This window comes from Paenarthrobacter sp. NPDC058040, from assembly GCF_042885775.1.
Taxonomy (GTDB): Bacteria; Actinomycetota; Actinomycetes; order Actinomycetales; family Micrococcaceae; genus Arthrobacter.
In genome coordinates, this window is sequence record NZ_JBHVRN010000001.1 from 388641 (window position 1) to 411872 (window position 23232).

The window sequence follows — 23232 nt, forward strand, 5'->3', positions numbered from 1 at the left end:
CCAACAGAGCAGTTTGCTTGCTCCGAACCAGATAAGGACTTCAACCGATGACCATGACAAACGAGCAGGCCGCGTGGTTTGCAGAAACGTTCGACAAGCTCGTTGCCAACGTGGGCCAGGCCGTCCTGGGCAAGGAACACGTCATCCGGCTGACCTTCACTGCGATGCTGGCAGAGGGCCACGTGCTCTTCGAGGACGCACCCGGCACCGGCAAGACCTCGTTGGCTCGTGCCCTCGCGGCCACCGTGCAGAGTTCCCACAACCGCATCCAGTTCACCCCTGACCTTCTGCCCTCGGATGTCACGGGTGTGACCATCTACGACCAGAAGACGCAGAAGTTCGAGTTCCACAAGGGCCCGGTCTTCAGCAACATCGTGCTGGCCGACGAAATCAACCGTGCCTCGCCGAAGACGCAGTCGGCGCTGCTTGAGGTCATGGAAGAATCGCGCGTCACCGTGGACGGCACAACCTACGACGCCGGACGGCCGTTCATGGTGCTGGCCACCCAGAACCCGATCGAGCAGGCCGGTACCTACCGTTTGCCCGAAGCACAGCTGGACCGCTTCCTCATCAAGACGTCCATCGGGTACCCGGACCACGCTTCCACGGTGCGGCTCTTGGGCGGCAGCAACCTCAAGGACCGCTCCCGCGACCTGTCCGCCATCATCACCACGCAGGCCGTGGCTGACATGGCGGACCTTGCGGCCACCACCCACGTGGACACGGCCGTACTCGAATACATCTCCCGGCTGTGCGAGGAAACCCGCAATGCCTCCGAGACTCGCCTCGGTGTCTCTGTCCGTGGCGCCCTGGCCATGGTCCGTGCCGCCAAGGTGTGGGCTGCGGGGCAGGGCCGGAACTTCGTCCTGCCGGACGACGTCAAGGAACTGGCTCCCGTGGTGTGGACGCACCGACTGGTGATGGATCCCGAAGCGGAATTCTCGGGCGCCACCCCCGAGGTGGTCCTGACGCGCGTCCTCGCCGACGTCGCCGCACCGCAGCAACGCGCCAGCGCATAGGCCCAGCGCCAGCGCGCGTAGCTTCCGCGTCGTCCGTCTGGCTTTCCGCAGCACCGTCCCCGCACCCCGGCACGAACAAAGGTCCGCACATGTCCTCCAGCACACCCCTGAACAGGGCTGCTGATTCGCTCAAGCGCGCAACATCCGCGCTTGGCACCAAGATCCGCTCACTGGGCGGCTCCGGCAATGATCCCGGCAAACTCCACCCTGCCGCAGTGTGGGCCGAAGCCGCTGGAACGGTGGGGGAGTTGTTGGCCCCGGCATGGTCCAGGCTTCGCGCGATGTGGCTGCGGTTCGTGTGGCCTGTCCTTTCCGTGGTGAGCGTGCTGGGTTGGGTGGTGCTGGCAACGGCCATCGGACTCTGGATCGCGGGGCAGGCCTGGGGCTGGCAGGAAGCCAAGTCAGCGGCGATGGTCGCGTTCCTGCTGTTCGTGCTGGCCGTGGCATTCATCGTTGGCCGTTCGGCGTACGGAGTGGTGCTTGACCTTGCCCGCACCCGGGTGGCCGTGGGCGATGACGCGGTGGGCAGCATCGCGGTGTCCAATGCTTCAACCCGCCCGCTCCTGCCGGCGACGCTGGAACTCCCCGTGGGCTCCAATACGGCCATCTTCCACTTGCCGCGCATGAAGCCTGCGCAGGTTCATGAGGACCTGTTCACCATCCCCACAGCCCGTCGCGCGGTGATCGTGGTTGGGCCGGTACGTTCCGTGCGCGCTGATCCGCTCAACCTGCTGCGCCGACGCGTGTTGTGGACGGAGCCCGTGGACTTGTTCGTGCACCCCCGGACTGTTCCCTTGGGCGGCTCGGCCGCGGGTTTCATCCGTGACCTCGAAGGCATGCCCACTACCGAGCTGTCCAGTGCGGACGTCTCCTTCCACGCCCTGCGCGACTACGTTCCCGGTGACGACCGCCGGCACATCCACTGGAAGACCACGGCACGGACCAACAAGCTCATGGTGCGGCAGTTCGAAGAGACCCGCCGTGCACACCTGGCTATTTCCTTGTCCATCAATCTGGACGAGTACGATTCCGAAGCGGAGTTCGAGATGGCCATTTCCGTGGCCGGTTCCATTGGCCGGCAGGCCATCCGCGAACAGCGTGAGCTGGACGTCATGACCCAAAAAGGTCCCTTGCGCTGCGAAACCGGCCGAAACCTGCTGGACGACATGACCAGGATTGTCGGGGCACCCCTCCGCAAGACCGCCGTCGACCTCGCCCGGACCCTGGCCGATACCGTTCCGAACGCGTCGGTGGTGTTCTTCGTGGTGGGCAGCCACGTGACGGCGACGCAACTGCGTTCGGCGGCCGCGTCCGTTCCGCCCGGTGTCCGCAGCCTGGCCGTCCGCGTCCAGCCCGGCGCTGCGCCGTCGCGGGCCAACATCGCGGACCTGACGGTCCTCACCGTTGGCGACCTCGACGATCTCGCCATTGTTCTTCGAAAGGCGGCAGCATGAGTACCGCGCCGGAAGCACGGACCCGCAGGCGGGCGGCCAACAGCAGCGCGTCCATTTTTGCGGACGGGCGGCCCCTCTGGCATTTCGCCATTGACTGCATTGCGCTCGGTGCGTTGTTGTTCCTGGGCGTGCTCGGCTTCAGCCTGAGCTTTGGCGGGGACGCGCGCTACCTTGTGGCTGGACTCGGCGGCATCCTGCTGGGCTTGGGCATTGCCGTGCTGAACGCGCATCTCCGTCTGGGGCTGCTGATCACCACCGCCGTGGCTTTTGGTGCGTACATGCTCTTTGGCTCGGCCTTGGCGGTTCCGGATTCGGCCGTGATTGGTTTCCTGCCGAGCCTGGACTCGCTGCGCACGCTGTTGCTGGGCATCGTGTTCTCGTGGAAGGACATGCTGACTGTTGGCGTGCCCGTGGGTACCGCGAATGGCATGCTCATTGTTCCGTTCCTGAGCTCGCTGGTGACCGCGCTGGCCGCAGGCCTTTTGGCCTGGCGCCTCAAGAGCCCTTACTGGCCGCTCCTGCCCGTGCTGGCATTGTTTGTGACCGGCATTGCCTTCAGCACCAGTGCAAGCTTCCTCAACGTCGAGCGTGGTGTTTCCCTGACGATCATCTCGATTGTGTGGGCCACGTTCCGCCGCGACGCTTTGCGCCAGAGCAGCACCAAGATGGTCTCGGCCAACAGGCCGGATTACGACGCCGGTGCGGCCCGCCGCGGCAAGCTCCGCCGCCTGGGGACTGCTGCAGCCGTGATCGCCGCCGCCGTCGGCATCACTGCCGTCGCTTCGCCGCTGGTCACCGCCAGCGATGACCGGAAGGTGCTGCGCAACACGATCGTTCCGCCCTTCGACCCACGCGACTACATCACTCCACTGGCAAGCTTCCGGAACTTCGTGAAGGACCAGAAGGATGACACGCTCTTTACCGTCAAAGGCCTGCCGAAGGATGGCCGGGTGCGCCTGGCGGCGCTGGATTCGTTCAATGGCCTGAACTACACCATGGACCCGAACAGCTCGGGCAACTTCAGCAAGGTGGGCGATGCCCGTTCGCTGAACACCCTTGCGGACACGGGCAGCCCGGTAGCCAGCACCAACTACTCCCTGGACATCACCATCGAGGACTACCAAGGCTACTTCGTCCCCGGTGGACGGCACACGACGGGCTTGGGTTTCCTGCAGAGCTCCGAGGCGGCTTCGGGGCTGTACTTCAACGCCGGCACCGACACCGCGGTAACCACCAAGGGCCTGGCGAAGGGCGACGAGTACACCGTGCAGGTCTCGGATCCCGGCACGCTGGAGCATGGCCAGCTCACCCAGTACGACTTTGCCAAGATCACGCTGCCGGAGGCCCAGGAAGTCCCGCCGATCGTGGGTTCCCAGGCCAACGAACTCTCCGCCGACGCTCCAACGGCGATTGATCGCGTCCGCCAGATCGAGGCCCATTTCCAGAAGAGTGGCGCGTTCAGCAACGGCCTCGTTTCCGAGGGCCAGCTGCCCAGCCTGCCTGGACACAGCGCCGCGCGTGTGCGCAACCTGCTGTCTGCCAAGCAGATGCTGGGCGATGACGAGCAGTACGCCGTGGCCATGTCCCTGATGCTTCGGCACCTGGGTATCCCCTCCCGGGTGGTCATGGGGTTCTACCCGGATCCCAAGAGCCCCGAGAACGGCGCCGGTGACATCAAGATCACCGGCAAGGACGTTCACGCCTGGGTGGAAGTGGCCTTCGACCGGGTTGGTTGGGTGGCTTTCGATCCCACTCCGCCCAAGGACAACGTGCCCATCCCGCCGGACCCGGAGACCAAGTCCAAACCGAAGCCGCAGGTGCTCCAACCGCCGCCCCCGCCGCAGGAGCCTGCTGACTTGCCGCCGGACTCCACCCCGGACGCGCTCGACGCAGACGAGAAGAAGAACAACCCCTGGCTCTTCTGGGGTCCCCTCCTGTCCGCGATAGGTGTTGCGTTGATTCCGATTGGGATCCTCGCCTTGCCGCTGCTGCTGATCCTCCTGTTGAAGGCACGACGCCGGAAGGCCAGGTTCCGTGACGGCCACGCCGCCCAGCGGGTAGGCGGAGGCTGGAATGAAGTATTGAGCCTGGCCACGGACATGGGCGCCTCGATCGATGGCAAATCCACGCGGCGCGAGTCGGCGTCGGTGATCGCGGAGGCATTCCCGGTCACGGGAACCACCACCACGTTGCTGGCGCACCGGGCTGACGCCGCTGTCTTCGGCGCAGGACAACCCAGCGAAGCGGAGGTCAAGGAGTACTGGGAGATCGTGGATTCGTCCCTCGACGGCATCACGGGAAGCGTGGGTTTCTGGAAGAGGCAACAGGCCCGCTTCTCGCCGCGTTCCCTGCTCTCCGACGGCCGGGCCGCACTCCGGCGCAGGGAACTGCAGGGGCGGGCCCCGAAGGACCCCGAGGCCAAGTCCGTCCTCGCCAGGCTTGGCTCCTGGTTCAAGAAGGGCCGTGACGGTGAGCAGTGATACGGAAGTTTGCCCGGCCTGCCGCCATGCGGTGCGTCCGGGGGCAACGTTTTGTACCTTCTGTGGCTCCCCGCTGAACAACCGGGGTGCCCGCCGGGACAGGCATGCCCCACCGGGTGCCGGTAGTATCGCGGTAGTGTCCGCGCCAGCCGGATCCGGTCAGCCGTCCCCGGCACAGCCCGGAGGCGGTGCGGGCGCAGCGTCGAATCCAGGGGGAGGGACCACTTTGACGACGAAGCTTGAACTCGCGCCGGCATCGGCTGGAAAACGGCTAGGTGCTGCCGTGCTGGACTGGTTGGCTCCCGTCGCTGTCCTGGCCACCACCTTTGCCATCGGCGTTGCCGGCATTACCCAAACGCGGCGCAACGGATTCATTGTCTATGACACGGGGTTGCTGGTCCTCCTGGGCAGCATCGGCCTGGCTTTCACGGTGGTCTACATGATTGTGCTGCTGGCCTTGGAGGCCAAGTCCGGAAACACGATCGGCAACCAAGCGATGGGCATCCGCAGCTCCGACGCCGATGGTTATGCGCCCGGCGCCGGGGTGGTTTTCGTCCGCGGCATCGTCACCGGGGGAGTGCTGGTGCTCGGAACTATAGCGGCCGCCGTGTTGTCGGGACTGGGTCTCATCGGGCTGGTGTTGTTCGTTGCCTTCCCCTTGATGGGCCTTGGCGTGGTGTGGGCCATCCTGGTGGTGGTCTCCAACGCCTGGGACAGCAACGGCAAGCTCAGGGGCTGGCACGACAAGGCAGCCAAGTCCTTGGTGTTCGATGTCCAGGCCGGCCGCAACCCCGTGGCGACGGGCGGGATCCAGGGACCCTACAGCTTCGCCCCCGTGGACCTGCCTCCCGTTCAACCGGTGGCTTCGCCTGTGCCTGGCCAGGCTGCTGCTGTGCAGGCACGCGCTGCTGCGGTGCAGGCTCCTTCCGGCCAGCCTGCAGCGCCGGTTGCGCCAGTGCAGCCTTCCCACGACCCCAACCAGTGGCGTCCCCCGGTGGCGCCGCGGCCCGCCAACGCAAGCGCCGCCGTCGTTGTTCCACCGGCAGGCAACCCGGGACCACAAGCAGGCAATCCGCCGGTACCTGCCCACCCCGACGACGATCTGGACCGCACGCAGATGCGGCCCGGCGCCGCGCGGGCGCAAGCGGTTCTCAGGATCCGCGTGGACGACGGCCAGGATGTCCAGTTGGGCGGAACCGTGCTCCTTGGCCGGAACCCCGCACCCCAACCCGGCGAGACCACCCAGCACCTGCTGCCGGTTTCGGACCCGGGCCGGTCGATCTCCAAGACCCACCTGCACTTGCGGGTAGACGGCGACGGCGTCTGGGTGACCGACCGCAACTCCACCAACGGCAGCGCCGTCACCACACCCGACGGCATCCAGACCCGGTTGCATCCGGGCGAGGCAGTTTTCGTCCGACCCGGTTCCACCGTGCATTTCGGTGACCGTTCCTTCCACCTAGGACAAGCATGAACTCACAGCCGGCAACCCCCGATGCCGACGCCCCTGCTTCCCCCAGCGGCTCCAGTTTCCAACTGAGCTACGGCTACGGGACGGACCGCGGCCTGCGGCGCGAACTGAACGAAGATTCGTTCATCGCCTCCGATCCCGTCTTCGCCGTCGCTGACGGCATGGGTGGCCACGAGGCCGGGGAGATTGCCAGCGGCATGTGCGTCCGGACCCTGGGCAGCGCTCCGGAGCTGGCCACCGGCACCCGTTCGGCGACGGCCGGGCAATTGCAGGCGTGCCTGCTCAAAGCCGACGCAGCCATTCGCAACGCGACCGGTGGCCGCGCCGGGACCACGTTGTCCGGCGTCGTGGTGGTGGAGCAGATGGGCGTGCCCTATTGGCTCGTGATGAACATCGGGGACTCCAGGACCTACCTCCTCAGCCAGGGCGGGTTCTCCCAGGTCAGCGTGGACCACTCCGAGGTCCAGGAACTGGTGGACTCCGGAGACATCACCCCCGAGCAGGCATCGATCCACCCTCGCCGGCACGTTGTTACGCGGGCCCTGGGCACAGGCGATGAGACGGAAGCAGACTTCTGGTTGCTGCCCATCCAGGAGGGCGACCGCGTCATGGTCTGCTCGGACGGGCTCAATGGCGAGCTCGGCGCTGACCACATGTTCCGGGTCCTCAGCACCGTGGCCCACCCGCAGGACGCCGTGGATGCCTTGATCCAGGCTGCGCTCCGCAGCGGCGGACGGGACAACGTCACCGTGATTGTGGTTGACGCCAAGAACGTGTTGAACGATGCCGGCATCGCCACCACCGCGCCGCGCCCCGAGGTCGAATCCGAAGTGGAGGAGGACACCCTGCCGCGCGCCTGGGTGAACGGCACGGACACGCCGGTGGACAATGGGCCGTCCGGCGCAACGGGCCCACAGACCGAGGCCGGTGCCGATGGCAAGCAGTAAGCCAATGGGCGGCCGGTATGGCCAGGGCGATTGGTTTGGCGTCGTTCGCCAGGGGACCGTGGTCCTTCTGGGGCCGGAAGCTCCTGCGACGCTCATTGATGCAGTGTGGAACCTCCTGGCGTCCGCGCCCGAAGCCCACGAAGTCCTCCATGAAGTCACCGATGCTTTTGGTGTCTCCCTGAGCCGGATTCCGCCGTTCGGGATCATCGACGCCAAGGACGGGCTGCGGGTGTTCCTGCGCGGAGACCTCGAACTCACGGTGCAGTCGAGTGGAGTGCAGTCGAATGGAGTGCAGTCGAGTGGGGTGCAGTCGAATGGCATCCAGTCCGGCCCGGGTCAGGAAAGGGTCACTGGCCGGGACGTCACCACCTGGACCGAGCGGCGACTCACCGCCGCTGACGCGTACAGCCTGCGGATCGGTTCACGCACGACGGCGGCCGGCAGCCTGCCGCTATTGGAGGGCCTGCCGTTGCTTGAGGGCGTGGTGCGCCTGTCCGCGCTGGACGTTGTGCTCGCGGCGGAGGGGACCGCCAGTGCGGGAGCCGCGGGTGCGGGTGAGGCTGCCATTTCGGTCCCCGAGGACACCCCCGTCGCGGAGAGCGGCACGGGGCTTCCGGATCACGTTGACGCGGAGCCATCCGTTTCCTCAAGCCGTGTGTCCGATGAAACGGTGCTCGGCTTTCCGGATGCCGATCTTGGCTTGACCATTGCTCCGCACTCGCTGGCTTTCGGGCCCGTCGTGGACGCGCTGCCGGAGGAAGGATCGCCCGAGCCCGAACCTGCGCCGGAGCCTGAACCGGAGGCCGAAGTCTCCGAAGATTTCTCGGACGTGCCGGTCCATACCAGCACCACGGATCCGCTGCTGCCCACGTTGGAAACCACCACCAACTATGACCATCTGTGGGACAAGACGGTGATGCGCAACATCGAGGACGCGGCCGTGCGGATCGTGGCCGATGCGGACGAACACGATGTTCCCGCGGCTCCGGCTCCCAAGCCTGTTGATGAGGCTGAGCCGGCCCCGGCGGAAGGTGAGGGCGCTCCGGACGGTGATTCCGGCGTCGTGCCTGAAGCAGTGGTGACAGCACCGGAAGCCGCGCCCGCGCCGCTTGGTGTGCCGGCCCTGATTGACTCCGTCCCCTGGCTGCGCGGCGGCGCGGGAGCGCCAGCTCCGCAGGGCGGGCCGGAAGCGGCTGGCATCGCGGGTCCGCCAGCGGCGGTCCCGCTGGCGCAGTCCTTTCCGAACCACGATCCTGACCACGACGGCCAGACGGTCATGAAGAGCAGCGTCGCAGGCGACCTCCCCACGGCTGCCTCCACTTCGGCGCAGTCAAGTGCGCCAGCCGGCAACGGTCCCAGTGTTTTGGCACGGGTGTGCTCCCAAGGCCACGCCAACCCTCCCACCTATTCACAGTGTGCGGCGTGCGGTGTGGCGCTGACCGGGGACGCCGAGCAGGTTCCCCGGCCGCGGCTCGGTCGGATGCGGCTGTCCACGGGCGAACTGATCGACCTGGACCAGTCGCTCATCATTGGTCGGCAGCCCTCCGTGTCGAGGGTGCAGGGCGGCACCATGCCACGGCTTGTCCAAGTGGAGAGCCCGGGGGGAGACATCTCCCGCTCCCACGTCGAGGTGCGGCTGGAAGGGTGGCACGTCATGTTGTGCGACTTGAAAGCGACCAACGGCACCGTATTGATCAGGGAAGGCCAGGCCCCGCGCCGGCTTGCCCAAAACGAGATGGCCATCCTGCTGGACGGCGACATCGCCGAACTGGGTGACAACATTTCATTGCGTTTCGAGGAGATTCTTTGAGTTCCAAGAGGCCCCCCGCGCCGCCTCCACCCATCCCGGGTTTCAAGTACGTCAGCCTGCTCGGTTCCGGTGGTTTCTCCGACGTCTTCCTGTATGAGCAGGACAGGCCGCGCCGAAAAGTGGCCGTCAAAGTGCTGCTCTCCGACCTGAAGACCGAGGGGGCGCGCCGCCGCTTCGAGTCCGAGGCGAACCTGATGGCGCAGCTGTCCTCCCACCCGTACATCGTGACCATCTTCGAAGCGGAGATCACCGAAAACGGGCATTCGTACCTTGCCATGGAGTACTGCTCCCGGCCGAGCCTCGACGTCCGCTACCGCCGCCAGCGGTTCAGTGTGGACGAGGTCCTCGCCGTCGGCATCCAGGTGGCGTCCGCCGTCGAAACCGCCCACCGGGCCGGGATCGTGCACCGGGACATCAAGCCCGCCAACATCCTGGTCACCGACTACAACCGGCCCGCCCTGACGGACTTCGGTATTTCCGGAACCATCGGTGCAGACACTGATGACGACGCCGGGATGTCCATCCCGTGGTCGCCGCCGGAGCAGTTCCGCGGCGGGGCCGTGGACGGTGTTCCCGTAGACATCTGGGCCTTGGGAGCCACGCTCTACACCCTGCTGGCCGGCCGTTCACCATTCGTTCTTCCCGGCCAGGACAACTCGCAACGGGAATTGATCTCCCGGATCACCAATTCGCCCGTGCCGCGGCTTGGACGTGCCGATGTGCCGGAATCGCTGGAACTGGTCCTGGCGACGGCCATGGCCAAGTCTCCCGACTCGCGCTATTCCTCGGCGCATGCGTTTGCTTTGGCCCTGCAGCGGATCCAGGCAGAACTGAACCTCTCGGTCACGCCGTTCGAGGTCCTCGCCGAGCCAGGCCACGGCGAAGAGCACCCGGACGATAACGTGGAGGAGACCCGCGTCCGGAGCATCGCATCGATCGATCCCGACGCCTCGGGAACGGCCACCACCGGTTCGGCACCCACGTTCCCCGCCCGGACGTTCCCGTCCACGGTGCCTGGAACAGGGCCGCAGCCCACGCAGTCGCATGCTCCCCAAGTTCCAGCCCCGCCGCAATTCCACCCCCAGCAGTTCCACGCGCCGCAGCCGGCACCGGCTGAGCCCGACACAGCCGAGTCCACGGTCCTTCGCGGCTGGCAACCATCCGGCCGCGCGCACGAGTACCTCGCGGAAACGGTGAACCGCTCCGCCCCTACGTCCGAGGAAGCGGCGGAAGCTGCGCCGGCTGACCACGGCAAACGCAATCTGTGGCTTGCCGTGACGGGTGCCGCCGTACTGGTTGTCGCGATCGTCGTTGGGGTTGTCCTCGGCGCCAACACACAGCCGAAGGCCGCACCCACTGACACAGCGAGCAAGCCGCCGGCAGATGCGCTGGGAGATGGCAGCGTGCCCGACGTCACCGGGCTGCGCGCCAAACTCGACGAGGATGTCCTGGGACACCCGTCTGTCCTTTTCAGCTGGGACTATACCGATACCGGGCCCGGCGGCACCTTTAAGTGGCGCATCAAATCGGCAAAGAGCGACGGCCCCTACCAGTCGACGGGAGCCAGCCCGGTGCTCGTGTCCGGTACGCTGCCCCCGCCCATCTGCGTCCAGGTCATCATCGTCCGGGCGGACGGCTCTGCCTCGCCCGGCGGTCCTGAATCCATCGCTTGCCTGGAGAAATAGCAGGCCATGAAACAAACACACCGCCCAGCGAGGAGGCACAGATCATGGGGGATCTAGCAATAGATTTCTGTGGGGAATGGTACGAACCATCCGACGAGGACGTCTTCGACATTGGCCGCGAGGGCGATCTTGAGGTCGACGACAATCCGTACCTGCACCGGCGGTTCCTGCAGATCGCCCGTTACGACGGTATCTGGTGGCTCAGCAACGTCGGAAGCATGCTTTCGGCCACCATCGCCGATGGTTCCGGCGGCATGCAGGCCTGGCTTGCACCCGGGGCCCGCATTCCGCTGGTTTTCAGCCACACCAACGTCATTTTCACGGCGGGACCCACCACGTACGAATTTGCCGTGCACTTGAAGACACCTTCCTTCCGGCACGAAGCCAGGGACGAGGACCAGGCCGGTGACACCACCATCGGTCCGGTGGTGTTCACGGACTCGCAGAAAGCGTTGATCGTGGCGTTGGCCGAGCCGATGCTTCGCCGCGAAGGCACGGGGTTCAGCGCCATCCCGTCCTCGGCGGAGGCTGCCAAGCGCCTTGGCTGGGCCCTGACCCGGTTCAACCGGAAGCTGGACAATGTGTGCGACAAGCTGGACCGGGTGGGCGTTGTGGGCCTGCGAGGTGGCGCTGGCAAGCTCGCCACCAACCGCCGGGCGCGCCTGGTGGAGCATGCCGTGACGTCCCACTTGGTGACGCCGGCAGACCTGTACCTCCTTGATACCGAGAGTGGAGTCGACGAAGGATGAAGTTCCGCCTGACCTTGCGGCGAGACCCCGCGGAAGCCAAAGACCTCGCCGTGACGGTGGACGGCCGTGCCACGGTGGCCGATATCGCCACTGAACTCTGGGCCGCCGATCCCGCCCGCAAGGGGACCGAACCGCCGTCGAACCTGTCCATCAGCGTGGACGAAGCGTTCGTGGGCGGCGGACTCTCCGGCCAGATTCTCAGGCCAGCCGACAACCTGCTGGAGTCCGGGCTGCGACCCGGCTCACGCGTGTCGCTCGCCCAGGTGAGCGAGCAGTTCGCGTCGGACGGGCACGGCCCCGACCGCGGCCCCGCAGCGGCGACGTTGCGGGTCATGTCAGGGCCCGACGTCGGACGCGAATTTTCGCTGCCGTTCGGCACCAGCTACATCGGCCGGGACCGGGACGCCGATATCCGGCTGACCGACCCCTTGACGTCCAAGCGGCACGCTCGCATCACGGTTGGCGAAACCGTGGAGATCGTGGATACCAACTCGGCCAACGGACTCCTCATGGATGGCTTGCCCGTCAGCCGGGCCACGCTGGAGTCCTCAGACACTGTGACCCTCGGCGATACGACAGTGGGCGTTGTTTCGCTCTCGCGCAACCATTCCGGCGGGCCAACGTCCCCCTTGGTGGACTTCAACCGTTCGCCGCGCGTGGTGCCGAGGTTCGAGTCGCCCAAACGGGTTCCGCCGGCAGGACCCAAACGGCCCGAACACCAGCCGTTCCCGTACATCATGCTGATCACGCCGCTCCTGATGGGTGGCGTGCTCTTTGCGCTGACGCAGAACGTGCTCTCCGTGATCTTCATGGCCATGATGCCCCTGTTTGTTGTGGGCCATTACGTGGACCACAAGATGCAGAGCAAGAAGCAGGTCAAGGAAGGGCACAAGCAGTTCAAGGCTTCCATGCTGGCCTTCCGCGAGGACATCGACCGGCAGCAGAACATCGAGCGTGCGGTCCGCCTGCAGGAGACCCCCTCGGTGAGCGACACCGTGGACGCCATCTACAAGCTGGGCCCGTTGCTCTGGACCAACCGTCCTGAGCACCAGCATTTCCTCGGCGTGCGCTTCGGCCTCGGATCCGCCCCTTCCCGGATCCAGTTCGACGAGCCGGGCGCCAACGAAACCGAGCCCAAGTACATGCGGGAAATCCAGGAGTGCTTGCAGCAGGTCCGCGTTATTGAGGGCGTGCCGATCGTGTCCCAGCTGCGGACCTCGGGGTCCTTCGGTGTGGCCGGGGACCGGAGCGTCGTGGACGATGTTGCCCGCGGCATGGTCCTCCAGTTGGTGGGCCTCCACTCGCCGGCCGAACTGGTGATTGCCTCGCTGACGTCCCCGCGGTCCCGTGAACGCTGGGATTGGTTGCAGTGGCTTCCCCACGTCGGATCGGGCCACAGCCCGCTTTCCGGAGACCATCTCGCTGCAGGGCCCGGGGCAGGATCCTCGCTCCTGTCCCGTTTGGAAGACCTCGTGGAGCAGCGCGAGGCGCAGGCCAAGGAACCCGGGCAGCAGCCCCGGCCCGGCCTCAAGGACGAGCACGAAGACACGCCCGGCCCGGTGGTTCCCGCGGTGCTGGTCGTGGTGGAAGACGACGCTCCCGTTGACCGCGGGCGGCTCACCCGCCTTGTTGAACGCGGACCCGACTACGGCGTCCACGTCATGTGGGTGGCAGCGAACGTGCAGTCCCTGCCCGCCGCTTGCCGCGACTTCTTATCGGTCGACGGCGACCATGGCACCACCACGGGACAGGTCCGGCTCGGCCGTCACACTTACCCGGTGAGCTGTGAGAGCCTCGATGCCGGACTCGCCACCCAGCTGGCACGCATGATGTCGCCTTTGGTGGACGTCGGCAACCCGCTGGAGGACGATTCCGACCTGCCCCGTGCCGTCTCCTACGCCACGTTGATCGGCAAGGAGTTCATGGACAATGCCCAAGCAGTGGCCGAGCGTTGGCAGGAGAACAACTCCGTCCACGCCACGGCGGTGCCCAACCGCAAGGACAACGGCAGCCTCCGTGCCTTGGTTGGGTCGAAGGGCGTTGAACCGTTCTACCTGGACCTCAAGAACGAGGGTCCGCACGCCCTGGTGGGTGGGACCACGGGCGCGGGAAAGTCCGAATTCCTGCAGTCCTGGGTCATGGGCATGGCGGCCGCCTACAGCCCGGACCGGGTGAGTTTCCTGTTCGTCGACTACAAGGGCGGCGCTGCGTTCGCGGACTGCCTGCACTTGCCGCACACGGTGGGCCTGGTGACGGACCTGTCGCCCCACCTGGTGCGCCGCGCGCTGACCTCGCTCCGAGCCGAACTGCACTACCGCGAACGCCTGCTGAACCGGAAGAAAGCCAAGGACCTGCTGGCGCTCCAGCGCGAAGCGGACCCCGAGGCGCCGCCGTACCTGATCATCATCGTGGACGAATTCGCGGCCTTGGCCACCGAAGTTCCGGAATTCGTGGACGGCGTGGTTGACGTTGCCGCCCGTGGCCGTTCACTGGGCCTCCACTTGATTCTTGCCACCCAGCGTCCGGCCGGCGTGATCAAGGACAGCCTCCGGGCCAACACCAACCTCCGCGTGGCATTGCGAATGGCCGACGAGGTCGACGCCGTGGACATTCTCGGCGTGCCCACTGCGGCGTATTTTGATCCGTCGATCCCCGGCCGTGGCGCAGCGAAGACCGGTCCCGGCCGGATCCAAGGCTTCCAGACCGGGTACGCCGGTGGCTGGACCACGGACAAACCGCAGCGGCCCCGCATCGACATCGTCGAGATGGCGTTCGGTTCCGGCCCCTCCTGGGAGCCGCCGCCTGCCACGGACGTCGTGGAGGATCCTGCCGGGCCCAACGACATTGCCCGGATGACGGCCAATATCGTCAGGGCCGCCGACGTGCTGCAGATCGAGCCGCCCCGCAAGCCGTGGCTCAACGAACTCGCCACCACGTACGACTTTTCCAAGCTGCCCAACCCGCGCACGGACGAGCGGCTGCTGCTGGGCGTTGCCGATGATCCTGCCCACCAGGACCAGCCCACGGTCTTCTACGAACCGGACCGTGACGGCAACATGGCCGTCTACGGAACCGGCGGCGCCGGCAAGTCGGCGGCGCTGCGGGGCATTGCCATCGCCGCAGCCGTGACACCCAGAGGTGGTCCCGTCCACGTCTACGGCATCGACTGCGGCTCCTCCGGCTTGAAGATGCTCGATGGCCTGCCGCACGTGGGCGAAATCATCAATGGAGACGACGTGGAACGGGTTGGCCGGCTCCTGCGCTGGCTCAAGGACATCGCCGATGACCGGGCCACCCGTTTCGCGGAGGTCCGGGCCTCGACCATCGTTGAGTACCGGAATCTCGCCAACCGCCCCGATGAGAAGCGCATTTTCATCCTCGTCGACGGCATGTCTTCCTTCCGGGAAGGCTACGAGTACAGCAACCTGTCCGCACTTTGGGACATCTTCCTGCAACTCGCCACGGACGGCCGTCCCCTCGGCATCCACCTCGTTGTTGCCGGCGACCGCCCCAACTCCGTGCCGGCGTCGCTCCTTGCCTCGATCCAGAAGCGCTTGGTGCTGCGCCTCAGCTCCGAGGACGACTACATGACCCTGGACGTCCCCAAAGACGTCCTCAACGCTGCTTCGCCTCCCGGGCGTGGCTTGTTGGACGGGTTGGAAGTACAGCTCGCCGTGCTGGGGGGAAACTCCAACCTGGCCCTCCAAGCCCGCGAAGTGTCCAAGCTCAGCCAGGCCATGGTCCGCCAGGGCCTCGACCAGGCGCCGCAGATCCAGCGACTCCCGGAACTGGTGGACCTGGACATCCTCCCGGTGGGCGGACCGGACAACCCGGTTATCGGCGTCGATGACGAAACTCTCGGATCTGCTGCGATCGCTGCGAAAGGTCCGCTGCTGCTGGCGGGGCCTCCAGGCTCGGGACGAACCGTTGCACTGGTTACCCTGGCCTACGCCTTGCGCCGGTCCAATCCCCGGACGGACCTGATCTACATCGGTTCGCGTCGCTCCGCCGTGGCGTCCCTGAACATTTGGAGCCGTTCGCTGGTTGGTCCCGACGAAGTCTCGGACGTGGTGGATGACCTCGTGGATAAGGCCTCGGACAACCCGGGCACCATGGCGATCTTCATCGAGGGCCTTACCGAGTTCACCGACACCTTGGCCGAGTCCGGCGTGGGACGCCTTGTCACGGCAGCCATCAAGGCGGACCAGTGGGTTGTGGGCGAGTCCGAAACGTCAACGTGGTCGCAAGCCTGGTCGCTGGCCCAGCCCTTCAAATCCGGGCGCCGCGGCTTGCTCCTCAACCCTGGCGACGTGGAGGGCGACAGCCTGCTCAACACCTCGTTGGGACGCCTCAGCAAGGACTTCATTCCGGGGCGCGGATACATCGTGGGACGGGGCAAGGTGCGGAAGCTGCAAGTAGCCATGCCGCCGGAGAACCGCAGCTAGGATTTGCATCTGCATGGCCTCATGTAGGAGGATGCCGGAAACATTCGGACTTCCGCCACTGCCTAAAGCGCCCCAACGCCCCAGCGAGGTCATGCTCCATGCAACCCACCGTTCTTCATACCGTTATGCCCTCCAGGCTGCGTCGCCGGGTGCCCGCCGTCCTGGCGGGCGTACTGCTGGCCGCGGGCGCCTGGTTGGCGCCGCAGGGGGTCGCCCAGGCGGCACCCTGCGTTCCGTCGACGGCCGGGACGTGCCCGCCCGTGGCTGCTCCTACCGAGCCCACTCCGACGGAACCGGGGCTGGCGCCTGAGGCCGGCAAGACGACGCCGAAGCCGGTACCCACCAGGGTCCGCGAGACCCAGCAACCGCCTGCTCCCGCGGCGCCAGCTCCCGTCGTCCAGGCCCCGCAACCAGCCGTGGTGCAGGCGCCAGTGACGGTTGCGCCCGAGGTGACGCAACCGCCGTCGTCCGCTCCCGAACCAACGACGACGGCGACAGCAACCGCTGCTGCTTCGGCGACGCCGTCCTCGACGCCTAGCCCCACGAAGTCGTCCAACTGGGACACGCCGGTGGAGAAGGGCAAGGAAACCCAGGCCGCGGTCATGGCCAACACCAGCTTCTCCGGGCCCAATCTGCTGGGCCTGTTCGGGATCCTCGGTGGCGTGTTGCTGGTGGGGCTTGGTGGCTTGGCCTTCGCGCTGTGGAGCAAGAACCGACTGTCGTCGCACTGACCCTGGGTGGTTATCCACAACTTGTCTAGGCCTACTCGACTTGAATTGTCAAGACTACCTAGACTAGTCTGATGGTGAAGCGGCGAGATCTACTCAAGACACTTGAACGGATGGCGAGGATACGTGGCCTTCCGGTCGAGTATCGAGAGGGCGGCAGTCACACGGTCATCAAAATCGGTGACAAGCAGACGGTCGTTCCGCGGCACAGTGAAATTAACGAGATCACTGCCAGGAAAATCATCAAGCAAATCGGAGAATGACATGCAGCTCAACGCACGAGCCGAGCGCTCAGGTGCTTGGTGGGCGGTGGAGGTTCCGGAGATTGAGGGACTCTTCACACAGGTCAGGAGACTCGACCAAGTCGAGGGAATGGTGCGGGATGCCGCTGCTGCCCTTACTGGACAGCCCGCGGCCTCGTTTGCAGTAAACGTTCTGCCGATCGTGGATGCCGCTACGCAGGAGGCGTTGAGGCAGGCAAAGGAAATGGCTGACGCTGCCGCAGATGCACAGCGCACGGCGACGGCCCTGAACCGCGAGGCAGCACATGCCATGCAGGCTTCCGGAATGACTGTCCGTGACATCGGCGCTGTCATGCATATCTCATTCCAGCGGGCGAGCCAGATCTTAAAGGGTGCCTAGCGGCTTCTTGCCAACGCCACCCCCGCGGACGTGAGCGCACATTGTCTGAGCCATTTGGCAAGATAGACCTGTGAGCACACCAGAGAATCCAGATCGGGTCGAAACCACCTCCAGGGCCGCCGCGGCCATCGCCGCAGAGGAGGTGGCGCCGCCGTCGGAAAATCTCCGGGACGAATACCAGGAGCTGGCGGACTTGGTCCGGAAGTACCGGTACGCCTACTACCAAGAGGATGCACCGACGGTTTCGGATGCCGAGTACGACGTCCTTTACCGGCGCCTGGAGGAAATGGAAGCACTCCATCCGGAGCTGGTTTCCAACGATTCACCCACCCAGGAAGTCGGCGGCGAAGTGTCGGCGGCGTTTGCCGCCGTCGAGCATCTGCAACGGATGTACAGCCTCGACGACGTGTTCTCGCTCGATGAGCTGGAGGCCTGGGTGCGGAAGGCCGAGGCTTCCGTGGCGAAGCTCGGCGACAGGGTTCCGCCCATTGCGTGGCTGACCGAGCTCAAGATCGACGGCCTCGCCGTTAACCTCCTGTACAGGGACGGCAAACTGGTTCGCGCTGCCACGCGCGGCGACGGAACCACGGGCGAAGACATCACCCACAACGTCCTCACCATCAAGGAGATCCCGCGCCAGCTGAGCGGTTCCGGCTATCCGGCGGAGGTGGAGATCCGTGGAGAGGTGTTCATCCCTTCCAAAGCGTTCATCGAGTTCAACGAGGCACTGGTGGCCGCAGGCAAGGCGCCCCTGGCCAACCCGCGCAATGCCGCCGCTGGTTCCCTGCGGCAAAAGGATCCGGCCGAAACGGCCAAGCGTCCCCTGAGCATGTTCGTCCACGGCATTGGAGCCCGGGAAGGGCTGGAAGCAGCCAGCCAGTCCGAGACGTACCAGCTGCTGGGCGAATGGGGCCTTCCCGTGAGCCCCTACTCCAAGGTCCTCGATACCTACGAAGGCGTCCTGGAATTCATTGCGCACTACGGCGAGCACCGCCACGACCTCCTGCACGAGATCGATGGCATCGTGGTCAAGATCGACGATTTCGCGACGCAGCGTGCGCTCGGCTTCACGTCCCGCGTGCCACGGTGGGCAGCGGCGTATAAGTACCCGCCGGAAGAGGTCCACACCAAGCTGCTGGACATCATGGTCAACGTCGGCCGGACGGGACGCGTCACGCCGTTCGGGCTCATGGAACCGGTCAAGGTCGCGGGCTCCACTGTTGGCATGGCCACCCTGCACAACCAGGACGTGGTCAAGACCAAGGGCGTCATGATCGGCGACATTGTGATCCTCCGGAAGGCCGGCGACGTCATCCCGGAGATCGTTGGCCCGGTGCTGGCACTGCGGGACAAACAGGATCCACCCGTCCGGGAGTTCGTCATGCCCACGGAGTGCCCTTCCTGTGGCACGCCGCTGGCACCGTCCAAGGAGGGCGACGTGGATATCCGTTGCCCCAACGGAAAGTCCTGCCCGTCGCAGTTGCGGGAGCGGGTGTTCCACGTAGCAAGCCGTGGGGCCTTCGATATTGAAGCGCTTGGTTGGGAAGCGGCGATTGCGCTGACCCAGCCCGCCGAACCGGAAACTCCGCCGCTCACCAGCGAGGCCGCGCTGTTCAGCCTGACCCGGGAGGACCTGGCCAACGTGCTGATCCGCCGGGAGAAGAAGTCCAAAGGCGTCGGTACCGGCCAGTATGAACTGGTCCCGTACTTCTACACCAAGGCCACGGCCAAGACCCCGTCCAAGCCGACAGCCACCACGGAAAAGCTGTTCGCGGAACTCGAAAAAGCGAAGAAGCAGCCGCTCTGGCGCGTCCTGGTTGCCCTGTCCATCCGCCACGTCGGTCCCACGGCGTCCCGCGCCTTGGCCACGAATTTTGGCAGCATGGACGCCATCCGCAACGCCACCGAGGAACAGTTGGCCCACGTCGACGGTGTGGGGCCCACCATCGCGGCCGCGCTCAAAGAGTGGTTCGCCGTGGACTGGCACAACGAGATCGTGGAGAGCTGGGCAGCCGCCGGCGTCCGGATGGAGGACGAACGCGATACTGCCACCCCGCGCACGCTGGAAGGACTCACCATCGTGGTCACCGGCACACTGCCCAACTTCAGCCGCGATGAAGCCAAGGAAGCCATCATCATCCGTGGTGGCAAGGCCTCGGGGTCCGTCTCCAAGAACACCAGCTACCTGGTGGCTGGCGAAAGCGCGGGCACCAAGCTGGACAAGGCCGAGCAACTCGGAGTTCCCGTGCTGGACGAGGACGGCTTCCGCGAGCTGCTGGCCAACGGACCCGCCGTGGAGGCCGAGGGAGCGGCAGAAGAAGCGTCGGTGCCGGTGGAAGGGGACGCCGAATGACCGGGCAGCAGGTTGACGTGTTGGAACTCCTGGCGGCAGCCAAGACGGCTGCCGCCGCCGGCGCGGCTGTACTCGCCCGGCGGTCCGTCACCGGTAGCGGCGGCGACGGTCTGGGCATGTCCAACAAAGGCGAGGCCGGGGACTGGGTTACTGAGTTCGATGTCGCCGCGGAGAACGCCGTCCGCCGGGCCATCAACGACGCCCGTCCCAACGACACCGTCACGGGAGAAGAGCACGGCACCACCCGGCCGGAGGATGCGTCCGGATTCCGCTGGTCCATCGATCCACTGGACGGCACCACCAACTTCATCCGAAACATCGCCTATTACGCGACGTCCGTGGCCGTGGCAGATTCCGACGGCGTGTGGCTGGCCGGCGTCGTGCACGCGCCTGCGCTGGGCCGCGTCTACTCGGCTGCCCGCGGCCACGGCGCCTGGCTCGAGGTGGCAGGGGAATACACCAGGCTTTCAGGTCCTGTTCCCGGCCGCAAGGGCCTGATCCTGGCTACGGGTTTCAGTTATGATCCCGCCACCCGAGCCAGCCAGGCCGAAGTCCTGGCAGGCCTGATGGACAGCTTCGCCGACATCCGGAGGCTGGGTTCTGCGGCGTTGGATCTCTGTTTCGTGGCGGACGGCACCGTGGACGCCTTCGGTGAGCGAGGCCTGAATGAGCACGATTTCGCTGCTGGAGCCCTGATTGCGGAGGAAGCAGGCTGCTGGGTGCGCAGGCCAAAGCTGGCCAGCCCGCTCGACGGTGGCCCCAGCGCTGAGGATCGACTGGCGGCGTGGATGTGCGCCGGGACGTTGGAGCTGTCCGGCACTTTCCCCTTGTGATGTACGCCGATGATCCGCACGCTCGCCATCGCCAATTACCGCTCCATCCGCGACCTGACCATGGAACTCCATGGATTGGATGTGGTGACGGGGGCCAACGGCAGCGGGAAGTCCTCCCTCTACAGGGCGCTGCGGCTGCTGGCAGAGTGCGCCGGCGGGGACTCCGGCAACGTGGTGGGTTCCTTGGCCCGCGATGGTGGCCTGCCCTCCACACTGTGGGCTGGACCGGAAACCATCAGCGAAGCCATGCGGCGTGGAGAGGTCCCGGTCCAGGGCACCGTCCGCAAGGACGTCATCAACCTGAAGCTTGGCTATTCGGGGGACGACTTCGGGTACTTGGTTGACCTCGGGATTCCGGTGCCGGGCGGTGCGGGCTTCGACGAGGAGACCGGACAGGTCCGGCCTTCCGCCTTCAGCCGTGATCCGGAAATCAAGCGTGAGCAAATCTTCTCGGGGCCGATTGCGAGGCCGGGTTCGCTGCTGGTGGACCGCAAGGGAGGACTGGCCCGGTTACGTGGCCAGGACGGCGGATGGACCGAGTTGTCCCGTCGCCTGGATACGTTCCAGAGCATGTTGACGGAGGTCTCGGACCTGGACAGGGCTCCGGAGGTGCTGCGGGTGCGGGACTCGGTCCGGTCCTGGCGGTTCTACGATCATTTCCGGACGGATGCGGAGGCACCGGCCAGGCAGGCGCAGCTGGGAACCCGGACTCCCGTGCTGCACCACAGCGGAAAGGACCTTGCCGCTGCTCTCCAGACCCTCCGGGAGGTGGGTTTCGAACGTCAGCTCGATGCCGCCGTCGATCACGCCTTTCCGGGAAGTCGGCTCAACGTCGCGGTCAGCGAGGACGGCAGGTTCAGTGTTGAGCTGAAACAACCCGGCATGCTGCGGCCCATGAAGGCAGCCGAGCTCTCGGACGGTACCCTGCGGTTCCTGCTCCTGACAGCCGCCCTGCTCACTCCACGGCCACCGGAGCTCATGGTGCTCAACGAACCCGAGACCAGCCTCCATGTGGACCTGATGCCGGCACTGGCTGGACTGATCGTCCAGGCCAGTGCCAGCAGCCAGGTGATTGTGGTGACCCACTCGGAGGCGTTGCTCCAGGCTCTCCGGGAAAGCGGTGCCGCCCATGAACACGAGCTCTATAAGGACCTGGGCGAGACCAGGATTAAGGGACTCGGTTCCCTCGAAGGTCCGCTGTGGAGCTGGCCCAAGAGGTGAAGGGCTAGAACGCGGACCCGATCGAGGTCAGCTCGCGTGCCTCACTGTCCGCGAAGCGGTTGTCCGGCCGGGCAAGACCATAGTGGCCCCGTAGCGTGGAAGCCGTGTACTCGGTCCGGAAGAGTCCGCGCTGCTGGAGGATCGGCACCACTTGGTCAACGAAGACCTCCAAGCCGGACGGCAGCACCGGCGGCATGATGTTGAAACCGTCGGCGGCACCGGCGTCGAACCACTCCTGGATCGCGTCCGCCACCTGTTCCGGCGTGCCGGAGAAGGTCCGGTGTCCACGGCCTCCACCGAGGCGGCCAATGAGTTGGCGCACGGTCAACTGCTCGCGGCGGGCAAGTTCGACGATCAGTGTGTAGCGGCTCTTCGCGCCTTCGATCTCGTCCTCCGACGGGAGATCTGCGGGAAGCTGGCGGTCCAAGGGCAGGTCCTCGGGTGAGAGGCGCAGGGTCTTGGCGAGCTGTTCGCGGGCGTATTCCGGCTTGATGAGCTCGTCGAGTTCACGCTCAAGGCGCAAGGCCTCGGCTTCCGTGGAGCCAATCACGGGAACGATGCCGGGCAGGATCTTGATGCCTTCCGGGTCACGTCCCACCGCGGCGGTCCGGGCTTTGAGGTCGGCATAGAAAGCCTGCGCGTCACCCAGGGTCTGGTGGGCGGTGAACACTGCCTCGGCGTACTGTGCAGCCAGCTTCTTGCCGTTCTCCGAGGAGCCGGCCTGCACGATCAGCGGGTGGCCCTGCGGGGAGCGCGGAACGTTGAGTGGACCGCGGACGCGGAAGTGCTTGCCCACGTGCTCAATCGCGCGGATCTTGGTGGAGTCGCCCCAGACGCCTTCGGCTTTGTCGGCCAGCACGGCGTCGTCCTCCCAGCTGTCCCACAGCTTTTGGGCCACCTCGAGGAATTCGGCGGCACGCTCGTACCGGACGGCGTGGGCCGGCTGGTCGTCCACGCCGAAGTTCCGCGCGGCGTCCGGACCCGCCGTGGTGACGACGTTCCATCCGGCGCGGCCACCGCTGACCCAGTCCACCGACGCGAAGCGGCGGGCAAGGTTGAACGGTTCGTTGTAGGTGGTGGAGGCGGTGGCGATCAGGCCAATCTTCTGTGTGGCGGCCGCGATCGCGGTGAGCAGGACGGTGGGTTCAAGCTTTCCGACCGGACGCCGTCCCACCTCGCCGAACAGCACAGGGGAGTCGGCGAAGAAGATCGAATCCAGCTTTCCCCGTTCAGCGGTCCGGGCCAGGTGCTGGTAATGCTCAATTCTGGTGGAGGAGAACGGATCGCTTTCCGGGAGCCGCCACGAGGCTTCGTGGTGGCCGGTGCTCATGAGGAAGGCGTTGAGGTGGAGTTTGCGGGGCGGGGTTGTCATGGGTTCTTCCTTTGCGGTTGGGA

General features: G+C 66.0%; 17 protein-coding genes. 15 read left to right on the forward strand and 2 right to left on the reverse strand.

The features are described from left to right. Positions 1-47: 47 nt before the first annotated feature. The 9 genes from ACFVSJ_RS01675 (at position 48) to ACFVSJ_RS01715 (ending at position 16060) form a co-directional block, all read left to right on the forward strand. Positions 48-1019, forward strand: coding sequence for an AAA family ATPase (locus ACFVSJ_RS01675; protein ID WP_387433608.1), 972 nt, complete (start codon positions 48-50; stop codon positions 1017-1019). Positions 1020-1108: 89 nt separating this feature from the next. Next, positions 1109-2473, forward strand: a complete 1365-nt coding sequence (locus ACFVSJ_RS01680) for a DUF58 domain-containing protein (protein WP_387433610.1) — start codon at positions 1109-1111, stop codon at positions 2471-2473. After that, entirely contained in the window at positions 2470-4953 is a 2484-nt protein-coding gene (locus ACFVSJ_RS01685; protein ID WP_387433612.1) for a transglutaminaseTgpA domain-containing protein, read from the forward strand. Before ACFVSJ_RS01680 ends, ACFVSJ_RS01685 begins: the two co-directional genes overlap by 4 nt. Next, positions 4943-6427, forward strand: coding sequence for an RDD family protein (locus ACFVSJ_RS01690; RefSeq protein ID WP_387433613.1), 1485 nt, complete (start codon positions 4943-4945; stop codon positions 6425-6427). Before ACFVSJ_RS01685 ends, ACFVSJ_RS01690 begins: the two co-directional genes overlap by 11 nt. Further along, positions 6424-7371, forward strand: a complete 948-nt coding sequence (locus ACFVSJ_RS01695) for a PP2C family protein-serine/threonine phosphatase (protein ID WP_387433616.1) — start codon at positions 6424-6426, stop codon at positions 7369-7371. The genes ACFVSJ_RS01690 and ACFVSJ_RS01695 overlap by 4 nt, the downstream gene beginning before the upstream one ends. After that, complete coding sequence (locus tag ACFVSJ_RS01700; RefSeq protein WP_387433618.1) at positions 7358-9181, forward strand: hypothetical protein; 1824 nt, start codon at positions 7358-7360, stop codon at positions 9179-9181. The genes ACFVSJ_RS01695 and ACFVSJ_RS01700 overlap by 14 nt, the downstream gene beginning before the upstream one ends. Then, positions 9178-10866 carry a protein kinase gene (locus ACFVSJ_RS01705; protein WP_387433620.1) on the forward strand — a complete coding sequence of 563 codons (1689 nt, stop codon included), beginning with the start codon at positions 9178-9180 and terminating at the stop codon, positions 10864-10866. The genes ACFVSJ_RS01700 and ACFVSJ_RS01705 overlap by 4 nt, the downstream gene beginning before the upstream one ends. A gap of 44 nt (positions 10867-10910) precedes the next feature. After that, complete coding sequence (locus ACFVSJ_RS01710) at positions 10911-11615, forward strand: hypothetical protein (RefSeq protein ID WP_387433623.1); 705 nt, start codon at positions 10911-10913, stop codon at positions 11613-11615. Further along, the gene (locus ACFVSJ_RS01715) at positions 11612-16060 is read left to right on the forward strand and encodes an FtsK/SpoIIIE domain-containing protein (RefSeq protein ID WP_387433626.1); all 4449 of its coding nucleotides are present in this window, start codon (positions 11612-11614) and stop codon (positions 16058-16060) included. Before ACFVSJ_RS01710 ends, ACFVSJ_RS01715 begins: the two co-directional genes overlap by 4 nt. Before the next feature lie 115 nt (positions 16061-16175). Here ACFVSJ_RS01715 and ACFVSJ_RS01720 read toward each other — a convergent pair whose 3' ends face one another. After that, entirely contained in the window at positions 16176-16664 is a 489-nt protein-coding gene (locus ACFVSJ_RS01720) for a hypothetical protein (protein WP_387433628.1), read from the reverse strand. Here ACFVSJ_RS01720 and ACFVSJ_RS01725 point away from each other — a divergent pair. From ACFVSJ_RS01725 to ACFVSJ_RS01750, 6 genes are all read left to right on the forward strand, one after another. After that, entirely contained in the window at positions 16663-16791 is a 129-nt protein-coding gene (locus ACFVSJ_RS01725; protein WP_387433630.1) for a hypothetical protein, read from the forward strand. The genes ACFVSJ_RS01720 and ACFVSJ_RS01725 overlap by 2 nt on opposite strands. A gap of 71 nt (positions 16792-16862) precedes the next feature. Then, positions 16863-17051 carry a type II toxin-antitoxin system HicA family toxin gene (locus tag ACFVSJ_RS01730; RefSeq protein WP_387433633.1) on the forward strand — a complete coding sequence of 63 codons (189 nt, stop codon included), beginning with the start codon at positions 16863-16865 and terminating at the stop codon, positions 17049-17051. Position 17052: 1 nt separating this feature from the next. After that, positions 17053-17430, forward strand: coding sequence for a hypothetical protein (locus ACFVSJ_RS01735; RefSeq protein WP_387433634.1), 378 nt, complete (start codon positions 17053-17055; stop codon positions 17428-17430). A 70-nt stretch (positions 17431-17500) separates the two neighbouring features. After that, positions 17501-19783 (forward strand): NAD-dependent DNA ligase LigA, encoded by a 2283-nt coding sequence (ligA, locus tag ACFVSJ_RS01740; protein ID WP_387433636.1) that lies wholly within the window; start codon positions 17501-17503, stop codon positions 19781-19783. Then, entirely contained in the window at positions 19780-20616 is an 837-nt protein-coding gene (locus tag ACFVSJ_RS01745) for an inositol monophosphatase family protein (protein WP_387433639.1), read from the forward strand. Before ligA ends, ACFVSJ_RS01745 begins: the two co-directional genes overlap by 4 nt. A 9-nt stretch (positions 20617-20625) precedes the next feature. Beyond that, positions 20626-21837 (forward strand): AAA family ATPase, encoded by a 1212-nt coding sequence (locus ACFVSJ_RS01750; RefSeq protein WP_387433642.1) that lies wholly within the window; start codon positions 20626-20628, stop codon positions 21835-21837. Between the two features lie 4 nt (positions 21838-21841). Here ACFVSJ_RS01750 and ACFVSJ_RS01755 read toward each other — a convergent pair whose 3' ends face one another. Continuing rightward, the gene (locus ACFVSJ_RS01755) at positions 21842-23209 is read right to left on the reverse strand and encodes an LLM class flavin-dependent oxidoreductase (RefSeq protein ID WP_387433645.1); all 1368 of its coding nucleotides are present in this window, start codon (positions 23207-23209) and stop codon (positions 21842-21844) included. Positions 23210-23232: the final 23 nt, after the last annotated feature.